Raw genomic sequence first — 22,005 nt, 5'->3', positions numbered from 1 at the left:
ATGGTTGTGGTGGGTTATAAATTCAACTATAATAAAATTATAAACAATTAAACACAAAAGAGGAGTGCAATCATGAAGTTTTCAGAGTTTAAATATGAAAGACCAGATTTCGAGGCTTTTAAAGCACAATTAAAAGTAATGATTGAAGAGGTAAAAAATGCTACAAGTAGCGAAGAGCAGATTATTAAAATTAAAAATGCTCATCGCTATATTAATGAAATGTATACAAGTAGTGATTTAGCAACGATTCGTCATTCTATAAATACAAAAGATGAATTTTATGAAGGAGAGAGTGAATATTGGGATGAATATATGCCTCTCTACATTGAACAATTACAAGAACTAGAAAAAGTACTTTTACATTCTCCTTATAGAAAAGAATTAGAAGAAACATTCAGTAAACAATACTTTGATATAATGGAAAATAGTGAAAAAACATTCTCTAATGCTATATTACAAGAAATGCAGGAAGAGAATAAATTAGTGACAGAGTATAATAAACTTATTGCATCAGCAGCTATTGAATTTGAAGGTGGAACATACAACTTATCAGGTATGCGTCCATTTATGATTGCAAAAGATAGAGAGACTCGTAGACATGCAAGTGAAGCTTGTTATAAATTCTTTGAAGAAAATGAAGAACGTTTTGATACACTTTTTGATAAGCTTGTTAAAGTACGCGACCAAAAAGCTAAAAAACTTGGCTTTAAAAACTACGTAGAATATGGTTACCATATGATGAACCGTACAGACTATAATCAAGATATGGTTAAAACCTTCAGAAAGCAAGTTTTAGAGGAGATTGTACCTGTAGCCAATAAATTATACGAAAAACAAGCAAAAAGGCTAGGACTAGCTAAGCTTAGCTATTACGACATAGACTTCGTATTTGAAACAGGAAATGCAACACCACAAGGAGATGCACATTTCATTTTAGAAAATGGTAAGAAAATGTATAGTGAGCTTTCTCCTGAAACAAAAGAATTCTTTGAATTCATGACAACAAATGAACTTCTTGATTTAGAAACAAAACCAGGAAAACAAGCAGGTGGATACTGTACACTTATTTCTTCTTATAAAGCGCCATTTATCTTCTCTAACTTCAATGGAACATCAGGAGATGTAGATGTACTTACCCATGAAGCTGGGCATGCATTCCAAGTATATAACTCTCGTTGGATTGATGTGCCAGGGCTATTCTTCCCAACTTATGAGAGCTGTGAAATTCACTCAATGAGTATGGAATTTATCACATGGCCATGGATGGAAAACTTCTTTGGTAAAGATGTAGATAAATACAAATATGAACATTTAAGTAGTGCTGTGAAATTTATACCATATGGTGTAGTAGTAGATGAATTCCAACATATCATTTATGAGAATCCAGAAATGACACCAGATGAACGTAAAGCAGTATGGCGCAAATTAGAAAAGCAATATTTACCACATAAAGATTATACAGGATGTGATATTTTAGACCGCGGTACTTGGTGGTTTAAACAAGGGCATATTTTTGCATCACCATTTTACTATATTGACTATACGCTTGCTCAAATTTGTGCGCTCCAATTCTGGAAGAAGATGAATGAAGACCGCACAAAAGGTTGGGAGGATTATCTTAAAATTTGTAAGGTTGGAGGAACAATGTCATTCTTACAAATTGTGGAATTAGGTGGCTTAATTTCACCATTTGCTGATGGCTGTGTAAAGAGTGTTATTGGGGACATTGAAAGCTATTTAATGGCAATTGATGACAGTAAATTGTAAGAAAAGCGTGATATATCATTTATTGCAATTTAAACAAGCCTATGCTATGATAGGAGTAGCGTAAAACGTATGAAGGTAAGAAGGAGGCAAAACCATGGATATTCTAAGAATGGTTCTTACAGGTATTTATGTGCTAGCTGCACTTGCTATTATTGTTGTTGTATTACTTCAAGAAGGTAAATCAGCAGGTCTTGGTTCAGCATTCGCAACAAACCAAGAGAGTTACTGGAACAAGAATAAAAAGCATACTTTAGAAGGCAAATTTGAGACTTGGACAAAGGTTACTGCAGGTATCTTTGTTGTATTAGCAATTGCTTTAACACTCATCTAATATATTCAATACGTTGTATATAAAAGGGCTCCCTGGTGGGGCTCTTTTTTTATAGCTAAATATATTACTCAAATTTATGTTATAGGAAATAAAAATATTTTATTATTTATTTGAAATAGATGTGGTGAGTATTTCTACTGATTTTACAAGGGTGTAGGATACTATAGATAAATAAATATGATTTGAGATCTTATTAGTTTAAAATGATTAGAAGAAATTTTTTATATAAATTAATAAAGATGCGAAAATTGTAGATTTAGTATATAATAGATTAAAGGGGAAAGTTTGTGCAATATAAAAGATGATAGAGAAATCATATAGAGTGGAGGGGTTTAGTATGAAACAACCAATTGCAATTACAATAAATAGAGAATTTGGTAGTGGTGGTAGACTAGTAGGAGAAAAATTAGCAGAAGCTTTAGGGATGAAATTTGTTGACCGCTTAATTTTAACAGAGGCAGCTAAACTTATGGGTGTTACGGAAGAACATCTTAAAGGATTTGATGAAAAGGCACCATCTATTTGGCAAACTTCAAGTATTAATATGGGAAGTTATCATGGAATGGCTGTGCCATGTTATTTCTACAGTTTAACCAATAATGACTTATATGTGACTCAAGTGAATTTAATAGAAAAAATGGCTAAAGAATCTTCATGTGTATTCATAGGAAGATGTGCTAATGTTGTATTAGAAGATCATCCTCAAAAACTATCTATATTTTTACATGCAGATAAAGAATTTAAAAAGGCTATGATTCGTGATGTATATCATTTTACTAAAGCTGACAATATAGAAAAAGAAATGAAACGTGTAGATAAAGAGCGTTCAAATTACTATAGTAACTATACTGGCTTTAAATGGCATGATGCGACCCAATATGATTTAACCATTGATACAGGAGAATTAGGAATTGATCATACTGTTAAATTAATTCAGACTTATATTCAAATGAAATTTGGTGAATAGAGTTGAATAGAGAAGGCACAAAATAGGGAGTGTAAAGCACTCCCTTTATTTTTTTGTACAATAAAAGGTATAATAAATAAAATAAATTGTATAATGGAGTGTAATAAAAATTAGTATAGATGTTAAAAATAATATATAATAAGCTTTAAAAGTAAATGGAAGAGGTGAAATAATGGCAAAGAAAGATTATGATACGGTTTATGAAACGCGTAAACAAAAAATAATAGAATTTATAGGGTTACCACAATATCAACCCCTTAAGATCAAAGAATTCATGATGTTCTTTCATGTATCACAAGAGGATAGAGCAATACTAGAAAGAATCTTAGATGAACTTATCAAGGAAGGTAAGTTAATTCGTAATAAACGTGGTAAGTTTGTCGTTCCAAAAACATTAAATTTAATGACAGGTGTTTTTACGGGTCATGCTAAAGGCTTCGGATTCGTTACTGTTGAAGGAGAAGAAAAAGATATCTTTATTCCTGCAAGCTGTGTAAATGGTGCCTTACACAAAGATACAGTTATGTGCCGTATTACAAAGCCAGCAGTAGGTGATAAACGTGTTGAGGGTGAAATCATCAAGATCATTGAGCGTGGGCCACAATGTATCGTAGGAAGATATGAAGAAAGTCAAAACTTTGGTTTTGTTATTGCAGATGAAAGCAAATATGCTAGAGATATTTTTATACCAAGAAAGTACTCTAAAGGGGCAGTAACAGGTCATAAAGTATTAGTAGAAATCATTGACTGGGCAGAAGAAAAACGTAATCCAGAAGGGAAAATAGTGTCGATCTTAGGACATATGAATGATCCTGGAGTAGATATTTTATCTGTTATTTATCAATTTGATCTACCAACAGAGTTCCCAGATGAAGTCATGAAAGAAATTGAAGATATCCCAGCTGAAGTTACAGACAGAGATAAAAAAGGACGAAAAGACCTTCGTCATGTACCGATGGTTACAATAGACGGTGAAGATGCAAAAGACTTAGATGATGCTATCTCAATTCGTAAATTAGACAATGGTAGATTTGAACTTGGTGTACACATTGCAGACGTTACACACTATGTACAAGAAAAATCCCCATTAGACAAAGAGGCATTAGAAAGAGGAACAAGTATTTACCTTGTAGATCGTGTAATACCAATGCTTCCACATAAATTAAGTAATGGTATTTGTTCTCTTAATGCAGGGGTAGACCGTTTAGCCTTAAGTTGCTTAATGGAAGTAGATGCAAATGGTCATGTTCAAAGTCATGAAATTGCTGAAACTGTTATTAAGATTGACGAGCGCATGAGCTATACCCAAGTAAAGAAAATCTTAATGGATCATGATGAAGAGCTAGTTACAAGATATAAAGACTTTGTACCTATGTTTGAAACAATGGAAGAATTAGCGGCAATACTTCGTGATAAGCGTATGAAACGTGGTGCAGTAGACTTTGACTTTGAAGAAACTAAAGTCATTCTAGACAGAGAAGGTCATCCAATAGATATTAAACCTTATGATAGAAACGTAGCAACACGTATTATCGAAGAGTTCATGTTACTTTGTAACGAAACTATTGCAGAAGACTACTTCTGGCAAGAAAAGCCATTTGTATATCGTACTCATGATGACCCAGATCCAGAGAAAATAGAAGCACTTAATGAATTCTTAAATAACTTTGGCTACACCATGAAGGGGCAGAATAAAACCCATCCAAAAGATATGCAAAAAGTTTTGGATATGATTGATGGGACACCAGAAGAAAATATCATCAGTAGATTATTACTTCGCTCTATGAAGCAAGCACGTTATAGTGGAGAATGTACAGGTCACTTTGGTTTAGCAGCTAAGTACTACTGTCATTTTACATCTCCAATTAGACGTTATCCTGACCTTCAAATTCACCGTATTATTAAGTACAACTTACATGGTAAAATGCAAGGTGAAAAAGAGAAGAGAATGTTTGATCATGTAGATGCAGTTTCTAAACAAGCTTCATTACGTGAAAGAAGAGCAGAAGAAGCAGAACGTGAAACCATTAAACTTAAAAAATCTGAATATATGGAACGCTTTATTGGAGAAGTATTTGAAGGTGTTATTACAGGAACAACTTCTTGGGGTATTTATGTTGAACTTCCTAATACAGTAGAGGGACTTGTACATGTAAGTGAGATGGATGATGATTACTATATTTATGATGAACCAGGTCATAGATGGATTGGTGAACATACTAAGAAAGTTTATCGTCTTGGTGATAGTGTAAAAGTTGAAGTTTTAAGTACAAATCGTTTAACAAGAACAGTTGATTTTAGATTTGCAGATGATGATTTTGAAGAAGAAGACTTTACAGAAAATAATGTAGAGGAATAAGAATAGTCTCAAATGAATAAGCAATACAAAAACGTGCAAAATATATAGCGTTGCACGTTTTTATTTTTGAAATGATATAAAGATAAAACTTAATTGGAATAAAAAATTTAAATTTTATAACATGAAAATATCAAAAAGTAAGAATACTAAAATTAAGGAAGTCACAAAAAAGGCATATAAGTTTTTAACTAAGTCAAAAGAAGATTAAAGTGAAGTATAAATTGGTGTATTATTCATTAAATCATTGACTTTATGAAAACCATCTATTAATATAAAATACGTGTGTTAACAGATGAATTATGTCGACAAATGTAGATTGAATATAAATTTTACAACATTACAACAAATGAGGTGCGAATAAATGGGAATTAGATTAGAAAATCTAGTAGTAAAGTTCGGAGATTTTACTGCTATTAACGACTTAACTATCCAGATTCCAAAAGGTAAATTGATTTCACTACTTGGACCATCAGGGTGTGGAAAGTCTACAACACTTTTCACAATTTGTGGTATTCATAAACCAGCAGGTGGAAAGATTTATTTTGGTGAACGTGACGTAACAGGTCTTGAACCAGAAAAATTAGGTATTGGCCTTGTATTCCAAAACTATGCGCTTTACCCACATATGACAATTAGAGAGAATATCTTATTCCCTCTTAAAAACTTAAAATGGGATAAAGCAGAAGCGGAAAAACGTGTAGTTGAAGTAGCAAAAATTGTAAAGATTGATGGTCTTTTAGATCGTAAACCAGGTCAACTTTCAGGTGGTCAGCAACAACGTGTAGCGATTGCACGTGCGCTTGCAAAAAAACCAGAAAATCTTTTGCTTGATGAACCACTTTCAAACTTAGATACAAAACTTCGTGTTGAAACACGTCAAGAAATTCGTCGTATTCAACAAGAAACAGGCGTAACAGCAATTTTCGTAACTCATGATCAAGAAGAAGCAATGAGTATTTCAGATCAAATCATCTTAATGAAAGATGGTAAGATTCAACAAGTATCAACACCAACAGAAATCTATATGAATCCATGTAATAAATTTGTTGCATCATTCATTGGTAGCCCAGCTATGAACTTTATTAGACTTAATGTTAAAGATGGTTCAGCACAAGTTGAAGATTGTATATTTAACGGACTTCCAACAAATAAGAAAACAGTTGACTTAGGCTTTAGAGCAGAAGATATGGAAGTTAGCGTACAAGGATTTGATACAATTGTAGAAACAGTAGAAGTTTTAGGTCGTGAAAGACTTCTTACTTTAAATCATAAAGGTGATACTTTTAAAATGCTTGTTGATAAAGAGTTTATGATTGAAGAAGGTAGCACACTTAAAATAAGACCTAAAGTTGGAAAAGCTTATGTATTTGATACTGAAACAGAGGAGTTCATTACAAAATGCTAAAAAATAAAGGAACTAAAAGTTATAAAGGCTATCTCTATTTATTACCAGCCCTTGTGATTTTAGGTGTATTTGTATTTTATCCTATTATCAATGCAATCGTTTTTAGCTTTGATGAAACAAAAGCATCTGGTTATGTATTTGGGTTTGGTAGTTATGGATATTTATTTAAAGATAAAAGATTTATTCAATCTCTTATTAATACGGTAATATATGCAGCAATCGTACCACTTTTATCAGTTGGATTATCTTTACTTCTTGCTAACGCTTTAGCAAATTTAAAGAATGAAAAAGTAAAAGGTATGTTCCAAAGTATTTACTTTTTACCATATGTAACAAGCCTTGTAGCCATAGGGGTTGTATGGTCATGGCTCTTTAATAGTCAATATGGTATTATTAACTACTTATTAGGATTTATTGGTATTGATCCTATTAATTGGTTAACAGATCCAAACTGGGCAATGCCAGCTTTAGTTATTTTCGCTGTATGGAAAAGCTTAGCATTCAATACTCTTATTTTAACAACAGGTATTGCATCTATTAATCCACAGTATTATCAAGCAGCTAAAATTGACCAAGCTACAAATAGTACAATCTTTAGAAAAATTACTATACCATTAGTATCTCCAATTATTCTTTATACTTATATTATTAGCTTAATTGCTGGTTTTAAAGTATATACAGAAGTGTATGTTCTCTTTAATGGACGTACATTAAACGGTCGTGTATCTACAGTTGTAATGTATATTATTGATAGATTCTATGGGGATCAAGACTTCCCTCTTGCATTTGCTGCAGCGGTAGTGTTACTGCTTATTATTTTAACAGTTACATTTGTCCAAAGAACAATTGCAAAAAATAAAGTCCATTACTAAAAGGAGAACGCTATGGAAAAGAAAATGAACATCAAAGTAGCATTAAAATATTTTCTACTTACAATCTTTGCTATTGTAACGTTATTTCCATTCTATTGGATGATAGCGTCCTCACTAAAATCAGGGTTTGAAGTTATTCAAACACCGCCTACTATTGTTCCAGAACAATTTATGTGGGAAAACTATAGTGTTGCTTTAACAATGGCTCCATTTGGGAGATATTTTATCAATACATTGATTGTAACAGCATTAAGCATTGTAAGTTCTGTAATTATTGCAATTTTATCAGCTTTTGCCTTTTCACATCTTGAGTTCAAAGGAAGAGATCTTATATTCTCTCTTTTCTTAGCATCAATGATGATTCCGGGTGAAGTATTAATTATTACTAACTTTAAAACAATCTCTGCGTTAAAATGGATGGATACGTATCAAGCATTAGTTGTACCATACATGGCAAACGTACTTTATATCTATATGTTAAGAGAGTTCTTCTTAAAGATTCCAAAACAGCTTTACTTTGCAGCTAAAGTAGATGGGGCTAACGATTGGAAATTCTTATGGAGAATTATGGTGCCAATGGCTAAAGGTTCAATCATTACAATTTGTATTCTTGTAGGGATTAACTCATGGAACTCATTCTTATGGCCACTTCTTGTAACAAATAAAGAGAGCATGCGTCTGCTTTCAAATGGTCTTACAGCTTTCCAATCAGACGCAGGTAATCGTTATGAGTTATTAATGGCGGCATCAACTATTATCACTCTACCAGTTATGATTGCGTATATATTCCTTCATAAGAAAATTATGAATGGTATTACTGTAGGTGGGGTTAAAGGATAAGATTTATATAAATTTATATAAATGGATAAACATAATATTATTATGAGGTGAAACAAATGAAAACAAAAGTATTCGCATCTGCTATGGCAGCACTTATGGCAGTTTCAGCTTTAACAGGTTGTTCAAATGGAAACACAAATGATGCTGGCACACCAGCTCCAGACAAAGTTGTTGTAGAATTACCAGAAATGACAGAGCCAGTTTCAATTGAAATGTGGCATTATATGACAGGTAAACAACAAGAAGCACTTCAAGCAATTATTGATGAATTCAATGCAACAAACGATATGAATATCACAGTAACAGCAGTACCACAAGGTAAAATTGGTGATATGAACAAAAAAGTTATTGCTGCAGAACAATCAAATACTTTACCAGCAATTATTAACGTATATCCAGACTTAGCAACAGGTCTTATTGCAAATGGCAATATCTATGATATGGCTGCTTTTGCAACTCATCCAGAAGTAGGTATTTTACCAGACCTTCAAAATGACTTTGTAGAAGCTTTCGTAAGTGAAGTTGCTCAATGGGAAGAAGGCAAACTTTATGGTATGCCAATGACAAAATCAACAGAAGTTATATACGTAAATAAAACTTTACTTGAAAAAATCGGCTATACTGTAGAAGATATTCAAGGTATGACAATGGAAAAATTAGCTGAAGTATCAAAAGCAGCTAAAGAACAACTTGGTATTGCAGGATTTGGTTTCGATAGTGGATCAAATGGTTTTATCTCAACACTTAAAGAAGAAGGTGTAGATTTCGTACAACTTGATGGAACAATTAATGTTGATAATGAATGGGTAAGAACATTCATGGACTTCTACAAAGAACAAGTTCAAAATGGTTACTTCCGTGTACCAGGTGAAGATGGATTCTTATCAGGTCCATTCTCTAACCAACAAGTATTAATGTACCAAGGATCATCAGCTGGTGCATCATTCATTGATACAAACGGTCAATTCGAAATGGTAGCTGTAGAACCAGCATACTTCGATGGAAAAGATAAAGCTGTTATCCAACAAGGTGGTTCATTATTCATCACAAATGACGTATCATTACAAGAACAATATGCAGCATACGAATTTATTAAATTCGCTACAAGCACAGAAAATACAGCAGAATTTGCAACAGCAACAGGTTATCTTCCAGTTCGTAAATCAGCAGCTGATACACAAATTATCAAAGATATCTTAGCTGATCCAGCAGCAAACTATGCAAAAGTTTATCCAGTAGCACAATTAGCATTAGAATATGCTTATTACACACCAGCTATCAACAATGCTCAATCTGCACGTAACACAATTCAAGAAAAATTTGAAGCTTACGTAACAGGTAACATTGCAGATATGGATACATTCATCCAAGAATCTGTATCAGAAGTTGGTACATCAATTCAACGTCAATAATTTGAAAAATTAATAGAGAAATGACCTGTTACACCATGTGTAACAGGTCATTCTTATTTGTTTTACATAGAGGCCTATTGATTATAAGAATAGATATAAGTAGGTTGAAGCAGAATATTAGCAGATAGCTAGATATATAGGCAATAGAATTTAGATAGGGAGAAATAGAAAATGAATAAAACATTAATAGTAGAAATTATTAATAAGATACAAGAATATGACACAATAGCTCTTTATAGACACGTTTATCCAGACCCAGATTCATATGGTTCACAAGTTGCTTTAAAAAATATGATAGAAAAAAGTTTCCCGGGAAAAAAAGTGTATTTAATGGGAAAACATGACGAAGACCTTGCTTATATAGGAGTAATGGATGATCCAGAGCAAGTAAGTATTGATGAAAAATGCCTAGCTATTTTATTAGATATAGGTGATGCACATCGTGTAGATGATCAAAGCTTTGCTAAATGTGGCTATGTCATTAAGATAGACCACCATCATCCATTTGGTGAGGAATTTGCTAACCTAGCATGGGTAGATATTAACTATCCAGCAACAAGTTTAATGCTCTTAGACTTATTCTTAGAAAGTGATAATCGTCTTCAAATGGATAAAGTAGCAAGAGAAGCTCTTTATATTGGGATTGTGGCAGATACTGGTCGCTTTGTATACCTAGAGAATCCAACAAATGTATTTAAAAAGATGGAACACTTAACTTATGATTTAAATACAAAGCCACTTTATGCTTCATTCTATAAACGTAAAATGAATGCAGTTAAATTTATGGGATATATCTATAGCAACTTTGAAGTGCGCAAAAATGGTGTAGCAGTACTTAAAATTTCAAAAGAGATTATTGAAGAATATGGTATGGATTACATGGTTGCTGCAAGAATGGTTAATACACTTCAAGATATTGATGGCATTATTAACTGGCATTTCTTTGCTGAAGTTCCCTCTACAGGTAAGATTATGTGTGAGTTCCGTTCAAATGGGCCACGTGTGAATGAAATTGCTGCAAAATACGGCGGTGGTGGTCACTTCTTAGCTGGAGGTGCTACAATAGAAAATTGGGATATTGTAGAGTCTATTATTGCTGACTTTGAAGAAAACTGTGGTGCCTATTTAGGTGAACAAAAATAATAAGAGTAGAAGAGCCGTTTTTAGACGGCTCTTTTTTATATACTTAAAAAGTAGAAGAGTGGATAAAGAATCTAAATTAATAATAAGTGTAATTATACATATACATAATAAATAAAAGTACAAGAAGGTGAAACTATGAATTATGTAATTGGAATAGATGGTGGAGGAACAAAGACGAAGCTAGTACGTTGTACTCTGGATGGCACAGTAATAGATTCATACATGTCAGGCCCCAGTAATATTTTATCAAGTGGATATGGTGTAGTTAGACAATCATTGCATGATGTGATTATAGATGCGGTTATAAACTCAGGAGATTGCTTTGAAGAATGTAGGGCAATGTGCATAGGTATAGCAGGGGCAGCACGTGAAAGTGTTAAAGTACAACTTGAAGCAATAATAAGAGAGACTGGATATAAAGGACCACTTATTATAACTCATGATGCTGAGACTGCACTAATAGGAGGGACCGACGGGGAAGAAGGAATCTTACTTATTGCAGGAACAGGAACTATATGCTATGGAGAAAATAAAGAAGGGAAAACACATAGAGTAGGTGGATGGGGCCATATTATTGGAGATGAAGGTAGTGCTTATAGTATAGGTGTTAAAATTTTAAATGCTATCATGCGAGCATATGATAAAAGAGGACAAGAGACAATTCTTACAGAATTAGTGCTTAAACGATTAGCACTTGAAACTGTAGAGGATATCATTGGTGAAGTTTATAAAGTAGGGGCATCTAAGCAAGATATTGCAGGATACGCTATTTTGATTGAGGAAGCATGTAATAGGGGGGATGAAGTAGCATTAAAAATAATTGATGAAACAATAGATGCTTTAGTAGAGGCAGTAAATACTAATATACATTACCTAAATTTTGAAAATAAATCAACAAAAGTTATTATCAATGGAAGTGTATTGATCAATAACAAAAGGATTCAAGAAGGATTTTGTAATAAGCTACAGCTACTATACCCTAAAGTAGAAGTAAGTTATATGATTCAAGATGCGGCTTATGGAGCTGCAATAAAAGCAATTAGAACAATATAAGAAGGGAAATAAGATAATGCAAGTAATATTGGGGATTGACCGTATTGATGAAATGATTCATTTATTCCAAGGCAAACGAGTCGGATTAATTACAAATCCTACAGGTGTTAATAGTACCTTAAGAAGCACGATAGATATATTAAATGAAAAAATTAACCTTGTAGCACTTTATTCACCAGAGCATGGTATAAGAGGAGATATACAAGCAGGAGAGAAAGTAGATTCATACATAGATGAAAAGAGTGGTGTAAAAGTCTATACATTATATGGACAGAGTAAAAAGCCTACAAAAGAAATGTTAGATGATATAGATATAATGGCTATTGATATTCAAGATGTTGGATCACGGCTTTATACATATTTATATACGATGGCATATTGTATGCAAAGTTGTAGGGAATATGATAAGCAATTTGTTGTATTTGATCGGCCAAACCCAGTGGGTGGAGAAATAGTAGAAGGAGGATTAATTCAGGAAGGTTTTACTTCATTTGTAGGACTATATCCTATCCCATACAGATATGGGCTTACAATAGGAGAAGCAGCAAAATTCTTTAATAGTAAGTTTAATATCAATTGTAAACTAGAAGTCATAAAAATGCTTGGTTGGCAAAGGAATATGAGTTATGAAGATACGGGACTTACGTGGATATTACCATCCCCCAATATGCCAACTGTAGATACAGCATTTGTATATAATGCAACTTGTATATTTGAAGGGACGAATATTTCAGAAGGAAGAGGAACAACTAAACCTTTTGAATGGGTAGGTGCACCGTGGTTAGATGCTTATAAATTAGCCGAGGATATGAATGCAAAGGTATTACCTGGTGTCATCTTTAGGCCAGTTTATTTTACACCAACTTTTTCAAAGCATAATGGAGTGTTATGTAGAGGTGTACAAATACATGTACAAGATAGGTTAGCATTTAAACCAGTCAAAGTAGCCTTACATCTTTTATATGAAATTCAGCATCAAGTACCTGATCAATTTGAATTTTTATCTTCGTATACTACAAATGGAAAGCCAATGATAGATTATAATACCGGTAGTGATTATATAAGAACCCATGAATTTAGCCCAGAGGAAGTATATAGTAGGTGGGAGAAGGAAGCTATAAAGTTTAAAAGGATTAAGATGACTTATCATTTATATTAAAAATAAAAAAATCTTTGACATTTTATTTAAGTAAGCGTATACTAATGTATAATAATATGAAACCTGTGATAAGGAGATAAAACCTTTAGCGCACTTACAGAGAGTTGGGGAGGCTGGGAACCTAACAGAGAGCGGATCGGACAAATGGACCTTTGAGGGCGTAGTGAAAAGCTTAGGCTTAGTAGCATACGACGCGGAGACTCGCGTTAACAAGTCAAGAATGTGATGGCATTCTAGTGAGGTGGGCTTATTTTGTGTAAGCCAAACAAGGTGGTACCGCAGATATAACATCTGTCCTTGAATAAGGATAGGTGTTTTTTTTATTGCCTGAAAGGAGCTGATAGATATGTTATGAACTGAAGATCAGTGGTGTAAGGGCAGAGTATTTAGGAGGGATGATAACCTCAGTTAAATTTAAGTGCTCTCCCTAAACGACACAATCTTGATAAACAGATGTCGTAGTAAACTTATCAAATTGGAAATTAAAAATAGGGAGGATTTAAAAATGAAAAAATTATTAGGTTTAGCATTCGCAGCAATGATGGGATTAAGTGTATTCACAGGATGTAGTGCACAAGATGATAAAATTACAGTAGGAATCGTACAAATTGTAGAGCATACTAGCTTAGACATGATCAGGGAAAGTTTAGTAGCAGAACTTACTACCAAAGGATATGATGAGTCTAAAATTAAAATTGATTATCAAAATGCTCAAGGTGATCAATCAAACTTAAACTCTATTTGTAAAAAGTTTGTAGGAGATAACGTGGATGTAATAGTAGCCATTGCTACACCATCTGCACAAGCAGCAGCTGCAGCAACAAGTGATATTCCGATTGTCTTTTCTGCAGTAACTGACCCACTTGCAGCTAACTTAGTAAGTGCTTTAAATAAACCAACAGGAAATATTACAGGAACATCTGACGCTATTCCAGTAGACCAAGTATTTGAACTATGCAAAGAACTTACGCCAGAGGTTAAAACATTTGGGTTCTTATATACAGCAAGTGAAGTAAACTCTCAATCAGTTATTGATGAAGCGAAAAAGTATGCCAAGGATTATGGATTTGATTATCAAGAGGTGGCTATTACAAATACATCAGAACTTCAACAAGCTGCATATAGTTTAGCTAATAAAGTAGATGCAATTTATACACCTATTGATAATACAATAGCTTCTGCAATGACAGTACTTTCAGAAGTAGGAAGAGAAAGTAAAATACCAGTCTATGTAGGTGCAGATTCTATGGTTATGGATGGTGCATATGCAACTGTAGGAATTAACTATGAAGTACTTGGACAAAAGACAGCAGATATGGTTGTAGAAGTACTAGAAGGTACACCAATAAGTGATATTCCAGTTGCAACTTTAGATAACTTTGAAAAAGTCATTAATAAAACAACAGCTAACAAAATTGGAGCACCAAATGGCGCAGATGGTGCAATCATTGTAGAATAAAACTTTGTGGAGGGAGATTTAAAAATGAGCTTATATACACTTACATCATGTTTAGAACTAGGTCTTTTATATGGTCTTTTAGCACTAGGCATTTATATATCTTATCGTATTTTGAACATTGCAGATTTGACTGTAGATGGTAGTTTTACACTAGGTGCAGCTGTTTCTGTTATGGCAGCAACACTTGGGCATCCTTTCATAGGAATTATTCTAGGTGTTTTAGCAGGTGCTTTAGCAGGTGTTGTAACAGCATTTTTGCAAACAAAACTAAAGGTACAGCCAATTTTAGCAGGTATTTTGACAATGACTGCTCTTTATACGATTAATATTAATGTTATGGGTGGCAAGCCAAACTTAGCACTTGCCAATGTAGAAACCTTATTTAGTAAAGTAAATGGGATATTAGGTAAGCAATGGGGAGGTACAATAGTTGGCCTTATAATAGCAGTATTAGTAGTGTTATTTATTGTAGTATTTCTTCATACACAGGTTGGACTTTCCATTCGTGCTACAGGCGATAACGAAGATATGGTGAGATCTTCTTCCATTAATGTAGATTTTACAAAAACCATAGGTCTTGCAATGGCTAATGCACTCGTAGGATTATCAGGTGCATTAATTGGGCAAAATCAAGGTTTTGCCGATTCAAATATGGGTGTAGGTATGGTAGTAGCAGGTCTTGCTTCTTTGGTAATTGGTGAAATCATATTTGGTACTCTGTTTGAGTTAATCTTTAAGAAACGTACGATTTTGATGCATGTGATAGCAGTTTTACTGGGTTCAGTAGCCTATAGAACGATTATAGCAGTGGCACTTGAGTTTAATTTATCAGCTTCAAGTATGAAGCTCATTTCAGCAATTATTATTACATTAGCTATTTCCTATCCAGTTATAAAAGATAAATTTAACTTTAATAAGAAAAGACGTATGCATCAAGTTGCAAGAAAGGAAGAAGCCAATGTTAACACTCAATCATATCAATAAAACATTTAATCCAGGAACAGTGAATGAAAGAGCAGCTCTTAAAGATATTAGCCTTCATTTAGAACCGGGTGACTTTGTAACAATTATAGGCTCTAATGGAGCAGGAAAGTCTACGTTATTTAATATGATTTCAGGTAATTTCCAAACAGATAGTGGGAGCATTATACTAGATGATATAGACTTAACTTTTATGAAAGAACATAAAAGAGCTAAGTATATAGGAAGACTTTTTCAAGATCCACTTAAAGGAACAGCACCTTCTATGACGATTGAGGAGAATTTAGCACTTGCTTATATGCGTACAGCAGGGCGTAAATTTGGATTTGGGATTAGCAAACAGGAAAAAGAATTATTTAGAGAAAAATTAGCTAAGCTAGATTTAGGATTAGAAGACCGTATGAAAACAAAAGTAGGTCTCTTATCAGGGGGACAAAGGCAAGCTGTAACGTTAATGATGAGTACCCTCGTTACACCTAAAGTATTACTTTTAGATGAGCATACAGCAGCTCTTGACCCAGGTACAGCAGATAAGGTATTAGCTATTACACAAGAGGTTGTAAAGAAGGATCATATTACGACGATGATGATCACTCATAATATTCAATCAGCTCTAGATCTTGGGAATCGTACGATTATGATGGATGATGGGCGTATTATATTAGATATTAAAGGAAAAGAAAGAGAAGGTATGACTGTGCAAGACCTTCTTGAACGCTTCAAGAAAGAAAGCCATAAAGCACTTGATAATGATCGTATACTACTTACTAAATAGATACACTTATAAATAATATCTTTAGTATTGGATAAAATGGACAAATTGTGAATAAATGAGAGGGATATGTAACATTTTGATTACATATCTCTTTTTTATTATGAAAGAAGAAAGACTTAGCATACAATATTAATGGATTAGGAAGGAATGAGAGTAGAAAGGAAATTACCATGAAGAAGCAGCTAATCATACTATTAAGCTTAGGAATTTTATTAGGAAGTAGTGGTTATATAGTCCACATGCAAGCACACTCAGATAATGAACAAGCAAGTCCTATAGAGAAACCGATATTACAAGAAGAAATTATAGGTCAAGCCAGTGATAATATACATATAAAGCAAGAAGAAGCACAACAAGCAGACGATGAAGAAAAAGGATGGAAGTTAGGATTTCCAGAGAAAATATTTGGTTTAGAAACCAATGGAGTTACTTATCAAGGAGGAGAAGAGGTTAAAGTGGATCTAGATGGTGATGGTGTACTAGAAAGTCTACAGTATAAAGTCAGAGAACAGCAAAATGATTTTGGGGCAAATAATGAAGAGGTTACGAATGTAGAAGAGCGTATGAAATTTTTTATTAATGGTAAAGAAAGATTAACTGCAGAGAATGCAGAAGGAGAACTACTACTAGAAGCACCTTCTAAAGAGTTTATTATTGTAGATATTGATGAAAAAGATGATTATAAAGAAATCGTATTTATAGATGAAGGACCGAGTGCAGATTACACAACTACCTATTTTAGATATGACCATGGTAAACTGATTTATTTGGGGATGACTTATGATGATCGTAATGGTGTTTTAGGCGATGGCAAAATTATTTCAAGTGAGCGAGCAAGTATTCTACAAACTTGGTGGATTGATAAGGTTTATGAATTGAAAAATAATATATTACAGGAAGTACCACAAGAATTATATGAAACAGATTTTGTAGTAGGCTTACTTAGAGAAGTACCTATCTATCAAGAGAAAGATGAGATGAGTGAAACTTTTACTGTAAAAGAAGGAGAGAAGATTCGTTTACTTGGAACAGATAATATAAGCTGGATAGCTATTGAAACACAGGACGGGAGAAAGGGCTGGATAAAAATAGATGAATACAGTACAATACATTCAGTAGGCCTAGATGCATTAGAAGTGTTTGAAGGACTATGTTATGCAGGATAAAAAGATTGACAATAAAGGATGTATTATTCTATAATGTTAGCATCCTAACAATATGAGGTGATCCTTTGAAGAAGGAAAAACATATTGGGTTTGAAGTAAAGACTCTTTCAAATCTGATAAAGAGACGCTTTGAAGAAAAGTTACGGGTAAAAAACCTTGATAGCTTAACAGGAATGCAAGGATGGATTATTGCCTATATTCATAGACAAGACAATGAAGAAGGCAAAGAAATATTTCAAAGGGATATAGAAAAAGAATTCAAGATTCGTCGTTCAACAGCTACTGGTGTATTGCAAGTCATGGAGCGAGATGAACTTATTATTCGTGAGGCAGTTGACTATGATGCTAGATTGAAGCGTATTAAGTTAACACCTAAAGCAATTAAAGGGCAGGAGATGGTTCTTGAGAATATCAAAGAAATTGAAAGCCAATTAATGAGAGGGTTAACACAAGAAGAAATTGAAACCTTTTTTTATTTGATTGATAAAATTAAAGTTAATGTAAACTAGGAGGAGTGGTGTAAACGTAGAAGTTTACCCTCTCCTTAAAAAATGAATAAATTGTTAGGGAACTTACAATACGGAAGCTAACAATCTACTGGAGATTGATTAACTTATAAAACATAAAAGGAGGCATAAACATGATTAAGCAATTGCTAAAGTGTGTAGGAGAATACAAAAAAGATTCTTTGCTTGCACCATTTTTCATTATTTTTGAAGTTATAATGGAGGTTATTATACCTTTACTTATGGCAAATATGATTGACTTTGGGATTAATCAAGGTGCTATGAATGTTATTTTGAAATATGGTCTAGCCCTTGTTTTTTCTACACTTATTTCATTACTTTTTGGTGTGTTATCAGGACATTTTGCAGCCTGTGCTTCAGCTGGGTTTGCAAAAAATGTAAGAAAAAAAATGTACCATCGTATACAGGATTTTTCATTTTATAATATTGATAAATTCTCTACAGCAAGTCTTGTAACACGTTTAACAACAGACGTAACCAATGTACAAAATGCCTATCAAATGATTATTAGGGTAGCAGTACGCGGCCCTATTATGCTAATCTTTTCATTATTTATGGCATTTAGCATTAATCCAACTTTATCTCTTATATTCTTAGGAGCCATTCCATTCTTAGGATTTGGTTTATATTTAATTATCCGTAATGCGCATCCAATCTTTGAAAGAGTATTTAAAACATATGATAAGCTAAACAATGTTGTACAAGAAAATTTAAGGGGTATCCGTGTTGTTAAAGCTTTTGTAAGAGAAAACGAAGAAATACATAAGTTTGATAAGGTATCAGAAAGTATTTATAAAGACTTTACAAAAGCTGAGAGAATCCTTGCATTTAATAGCCCACTAATGCAATTTACAATGTACACAAGTCTATTACTTATATCTTGGTTCGGGGCAAAAATGATCGTAGGATCATCTATGACAACAGGACAATTAGTCAGTCTTACAGCTTATACCTCACAAATTTTGATGAGCTTAATGATGCTTTCTATGGTATTGGTTATGATTACATTATCACGTGCATCAGCAGAACGTATTGTAGAAGTTATTGAAGAAGAAAGTGATATTAAAAACTGTCCTTCTCCAAAAACTGAGGTAAAGAATGGAGAAATCATCTTTGAAAATGTAGGATTTAGTTATGCAAAGGATAAAGACCATCTCTGTCTTAAAAATGTAAATTTACATATCAAAAGTGGTCAGACTATAGGCATTATAGGTGGAACAGGAAGTTCTAAAACAAGTCTGATTCAACTTATTCCAAGATTATATGATGTAACGCTAGGATCTGTACGTGTAGGTGGCATAGATGTTAGAGAATATGATATGAAAGTACTAAGAGACGAAGTAGCGATGGTACTTCAAAAGAATGTCTTATTCTCAGGTACGATTAAAGAGAATTTAAGATGGGGAAATAAAGAAGCAACTGATGAAGAAATGATACGTGTATGTAAGTTAGCACAAGCTCATGATTTTATTGAAAGCTTTCCAAATGGGTATGAAACTTATATTGAGCAAGGTGGAAATAACGTATCAGGAGGGCAAAAACAACGTCTTTGTATAGCACGTGCTTTACTTAAAAAACCAAAAATAATTATTTTAGATGATTCAACAAGTGCAGTAGATACAAAAACAGATGCTTTAATCCGTAAAGCTTTTAAAGAAGAGATTCCAGATACAACAAAGATTATTATTGCTCAGCGTGTAGCTTCTATTAGTGAAGCAGATCAAATTATTGTTCTAGATGAGGGACATATTGATGCGGTTGGTACACATGATGAGTTATTAAAAACAAATGAAATTTATCAGCAAGTTTATTACTCACAAGTAAAGGGGGAAAATAAAGATGAAGCCTAATAATGCAAGAGATATAAAAGGAAGTCCTCCTCCATTTCCAGGAAAACCTAAAGCAAATAAAAAGACTATTAAAAGGTTACTAGGTTATGTATCAGGTTCTCATAAGTTAGAACTAGCTGTTATTATTGTCTGTATTTTAGTTAGTGCTTTTGCAGGTGTTGCAGGATCTGTATTTATAGGGACTTTAATTGATGATTACATTACACCACTTGTAGGTATAGCAAATCCATCCTTTATGCCGCTGTTTAGAATGATTATGATTATGGCAGTTGTTTATATAGTAGGTGTATTCTCTACATGGTTTTATAATTTCTTAATGGTAGGGATTGCACAAGGTGTGCTTAAGAAAATTCGTGATGAACTTTTTGCACATATGCAAAGGTTACCAATTAAATATTTTGATACTCATTCTAATGGAGATATCATGAGCCGTTATACCAATGATACAGATACATTAAGACAAATGATTGCACAAAGTTTACCACAACTTTTTTCTTCTGTTGTAAGTATTGTATTTGTATTTGTAGCTATGGTTACAACAAGCATTTATCTTACAATTATTGTTATTTTATCACTTATCCTTATGCTTTATTGTACAGGTAAGATTGCAGGGAAAAGTGGACATTATTTCTTAAAACAACAAGAGTCTATTGGTAAAACAAATGGATTTATTGAAGAAATGATTGAAGGGCAAAAAGTTGTAAAAGTTTTTTGTCATGAAGAAGAAGCAAAAATAGATTTTGATAAACTTAATGATGAGCTTTGTGAGAATGCTACGCAGGCTAATAGATTTGCTAATATATTAATGCCTATTATGGGGAATATGGGACATTTACAATATGTATTACTAGCTATTGTAGGTGGAGCCTTTGCTGTAACAGGATTTGGTGGAGTGACACTTGGAGCTATTGCAAGTTTCCTTCAACTTAGCAAATCCTTTACTATGCCTATTAGCCAAGTATCACAACAACTAAACTCTGTAATTATGGCATTAGCAGGGGCAGAGCGTATTTTTGACTTAATGGATGAAACAGTTGAAGAAGACCAAGGATACGTTACACTTGTAAATGCAAAAGAAGAAGATGGTGAGCTTAGAGAATGCAAAGAAAGAACAGGTATCTGGGCTTGGAAACATCCTCATGAAGATGGAACAGTAACCTATACACAAGTAATGGGAGATGTAAGATTCTTTGATGTAGATTTTGGCTACAATGAAGAAAAGATTGTATTACACAATGTAACTCTTTATGCTAAACCAGGTCAAAAAATTGCCTTTGTAGGTGCAACAGGAGCGGGGAAAACAACAATCACTAACTTAATCAATCGTTTTTATGATCTTGCAGATGGAAAAATTCGTTACGATGGTATCAATATTAATAAGATTAAAAAGGATGATTTAAGGAGGTCACTCGGAATTGTTCTACAAGATACACATTTATTTACTGGCACAGTGCTTGAGAATATCCGTTATGGGAAGCTAGATGCAACGGATGAAGAAATCTATGCAGCAGCAAAACGTGCCAATGCACATGCCTTTATTTCCATGTTACCACAAGGATATCATACTGTTTTAGAAGGAGATGGATCAGGCCTTTCACAAGGACAAAGACAGTTACTTGCTATTGCAAGAGCTGCTGTAGCGGATCCACCAGTTATGATTTTGGATGAAGCAACTTCTAGTATTGATACACGTACAGAAGCTATTGTTCAAAAAGGTATGGATGCCTTAATGCACGGTAGAACCGTATTTGTTATTGCCCATCGTCTCTCTACTGTTCAAAATGCAGATAGTATTATGGTACTTGAGCAAGGTCATATTATTGAACGTGGGACACATGAAGAACTGATTGAACAACGCGGTAAGTATTATCAGCTTTATACAGGTGCTTTTGAACTTAGCTAAGAGAAATACATTTCTTTAAAAAGAATAGAGCTATTG

The 22,005-nt window shown here is 33.4% G+C and carries 18 protein-coding genes; all 18 read left to right on the top strand.

Annotated features, from left to right (window positions below; genetic code table 11):
* Positions 1 to 72: 72 nt before the first annotated feature.
* Positions 73 to 1,767 carry a M3 family oligoendopeptidase gene (locus tag BN2390_RS12380; protein WP_053984659.1) on the top strand — a complete coding sequence of 565 codons (1,695 nt, stop codon included), beginning with the start codon at positions 73 to 75 and terminating at the stop codon, positions 1,765 to 1,767.
* Positions 1,768 to 1,861: 94 nt separating this feature from the next.
* Entirely contained in the window at positions 1,862 to 2,098 is a 237-nt protein-coding gene (gene secG, locus BN2390_RS12375; RefSeq protein ID WP_053984658.1) for a preprotein translocase subunit SecG, read from the top strand.
* Between the two features lie 337 nt (positions 2,099 to 2,435).
* Positions 2,436 to 3,065, top strand: coding sequence for a cytidylate kinase-like family protein (locus BN2390_RS12370; protein WP_053984657.1), 630 nt, complete (start codon positions 2,436 to 2,438; stop codon positions 3,063 to 3,065).
* A gap of 172 nt (positions 3,066 to 3,237) precedes the next feature.
* Positions 3,238 to 5,424, top strand: a complete 2,187-nt coding sequence (rnr, locus tag BN2390_RS12365; protein ID WP_053984656.1) for a ribonuclease R — start codon at positions 3,238 to 3,240, stop codon at positions 5,422 to 5,424.
* Between the two features lie 361 nt (positions 5,425 to 5,785).
* The gene (locus BN2390_RS12360) at positions 5,786 to 6,829 is read left to right on the top strand and encodes an ABC transporter ATP-binding protein (protein WP_053984655.1); all 1,044 of its coding nucleotides are present in this window, start codon (positions 5,786 to 5,788) and stop codon (positions 6,827 to 6,829) included.
* On the top strand, positions 6,823 to 7,701 hold the full coding sequence (locus BN2390_RS12355) for a carbohydrate ABC transporter permease (protein WP_053984654.1): 879 nt from the start codon (positions 6,823 to 6,825) through the stop codon (positions 7,699 to 7,701). Before BN2390_RS12360 ends, BN2390_RS12355 begins: the two co-directional genes overlap by 7 nt.
* Before the next feature lie 12 nt (positions 7,702 to 7,713).
* Positions 7,714 to 8,541: a carbohydrate ABC transporter permease gene (locus tag BN2390_RS12350; RefSeq protein WP_053984653.1), complete on the top strand. Its 828-nt coding sequence runs from the start codon at positions 7,714 to 7,716 to the stop codon at positions 8,539 to 8,541.
* A 56-nt stretch (positions 8,542 to 8,597) separates the two neighbouring features.
* On the top strand, positions 8,598 to 9,953 hold the full coding sequence (locus tag BN2390_RS12345) for an extracellular solute-binding protein (RefSeq protein ID WP_053984652.1): 1,356 nt from the start codon (positions 8,598 to 8,600) through the stop codon (positions 9,951 to 9,953).
* 171 nt (positions 9,954 to 10,124) lie between these two features.
* Complete coding sequence (locus BN2390_RS12340) at positions 10,125 to 11,096, top strand: DHH family phosphoesterase (RefSeq protein WP_053984651.1); 972 nt, start codon at positions 10,125 to 10,127, stop codon at positions 11,094 to 11,096.
* 135 nt (positions 11,097 to 11,231) lie between these two features.
* The gene (locus BN2390_RS12335) at positions 11,232 to 12,149 is read left to right on the top strand and encodes a BadF/BadG/BcrA/BcrD ATPase family protein (protein WP_053984650.1); all 918 of its coding nucleotides are present in this window, start codon (positions 11,232 to 11,234) and stop codon (positions 12,147 to 12,149) included.
* Positions 12,150 to 12,165: 16 nt separating this feature from the next.
* Positions 12,166 to 13,308 (top strand): exo-beta-N-acetylmuramidase NamZ family protein, encoded by a 1,143-nt coding sequence (locus tag BN2390_RS12330; protein ID WP_154668823.1) that lies wholly within the window; start codon positions 12,166 to 12,168, stop codon positions 13,306 to 13,308.
* A 505-nt stretch (positions 13,309 to 13,813) separates the two neighbouring features.
* The gene (locus tag BN2390_RS12325) at positions 13,814 to 14,767 is read left to right on the top strand and encodes an ABC transporter substrate-binding protein (protein ID WP_053984648.1); all 954 of its coding nucleotides are present in this window, start codon (positions 13,814 to 13,816) and stop codon (positions 14,765 to 14,767) included.
* Positions 14,768 to 14,791: 24 nt separating this feature from the next.
* Positions 14,792 to 15,751 carry an ABC transporter permease gene (locus BN2390_RS12320; RefSeq protein WP_053984647.1) on the top strand — a complete coding sequence of 320 codons (960 nt, stop codon included), beginning with the start codon at positions 14,792 to 14,794 and terminating at the stop codon, positions 15,749 to 15,751.
* On the top strand, positions 15,726 to 16,523 hold the full coding sequence (locus tag BN2390_RS12315; protein WP_053984646.1) for an ABC transporter ATP-binding protein: 798 nt from the start codon (positions 15,726 to 15,728) through the stop codon (positions 16,521 to 16,523). The genes BN2390_RS12320 and BN2390_RS12315 overlap by 26 nt, the downstream gene beginning before the upstream one ends.
* 170 nt (positions 16,524 to 16,693) lie before the next feature.
* Positions 16,694 to 17,689 (top strand): SH3 domain-containing protein, encoded by a 996-nt coding sequence (locus BN2390_RS12310; protein ID WP_053984645.1) that lies wholly within the window; start codon positions 16,694 to 16,696, stop codon positions 17,687 to 17,689.
* A gap of 65 nt (positions 17,690 to 17,754) precedes the next feature.
* A complete protein-coding gene (locus BN2390_RS12305; protein ID WP_082238776.1) occupies positions 17,755 to 18,198 on the top strand; it encodes a MarR family winged helix-turn-helix transcriptional regulator in 444 nt (147 codons plus the stop codon).
* Positions 18,199 to 18,329: 131 nt separating this feature from the next.
* Positions 18,330 to 20,066 (top strand): ABC transporter ATP-binding protein, encoded by a 1,737-nt coding sequence (locus tag BN2390_RS12300; protein WP_053984644.1) that lies wholly within the window; start codon positions 18,330 to 18,332, stop codon positions 20,064 to 20,066.
* The gene (locus BN2390_RS12295) at positions 20,056 to 21,969 is read left to right on the top strand and encodes an ABC transporter ATP-binding protein (protein WP_053984643.1); all 1,914 of its coding nucleotides are present in this window, start codon (positions 20,056 to 20,058) and stop codon (positions 21,967 to 21,969) included. Before BN2390_RS12300 ends, BN2390_RS12295 begins: the two co-directional genes overlap by 11 nt.
* Positions 21,970 to 22,005 lie beyond the last annotated feature (36 nt).

This window comes from Niameybacter massiliensis (assembly GCF_001282685.1).
Lineage (GTDB): Bacteria > Bacillota > Clostridia > Lachnospirales > Cellulosilyticaceae > Holtiella > Holtiella tumoricola.
This window is presented reverse-complemented; position numbering and strand designations above follow the sequence as displayed.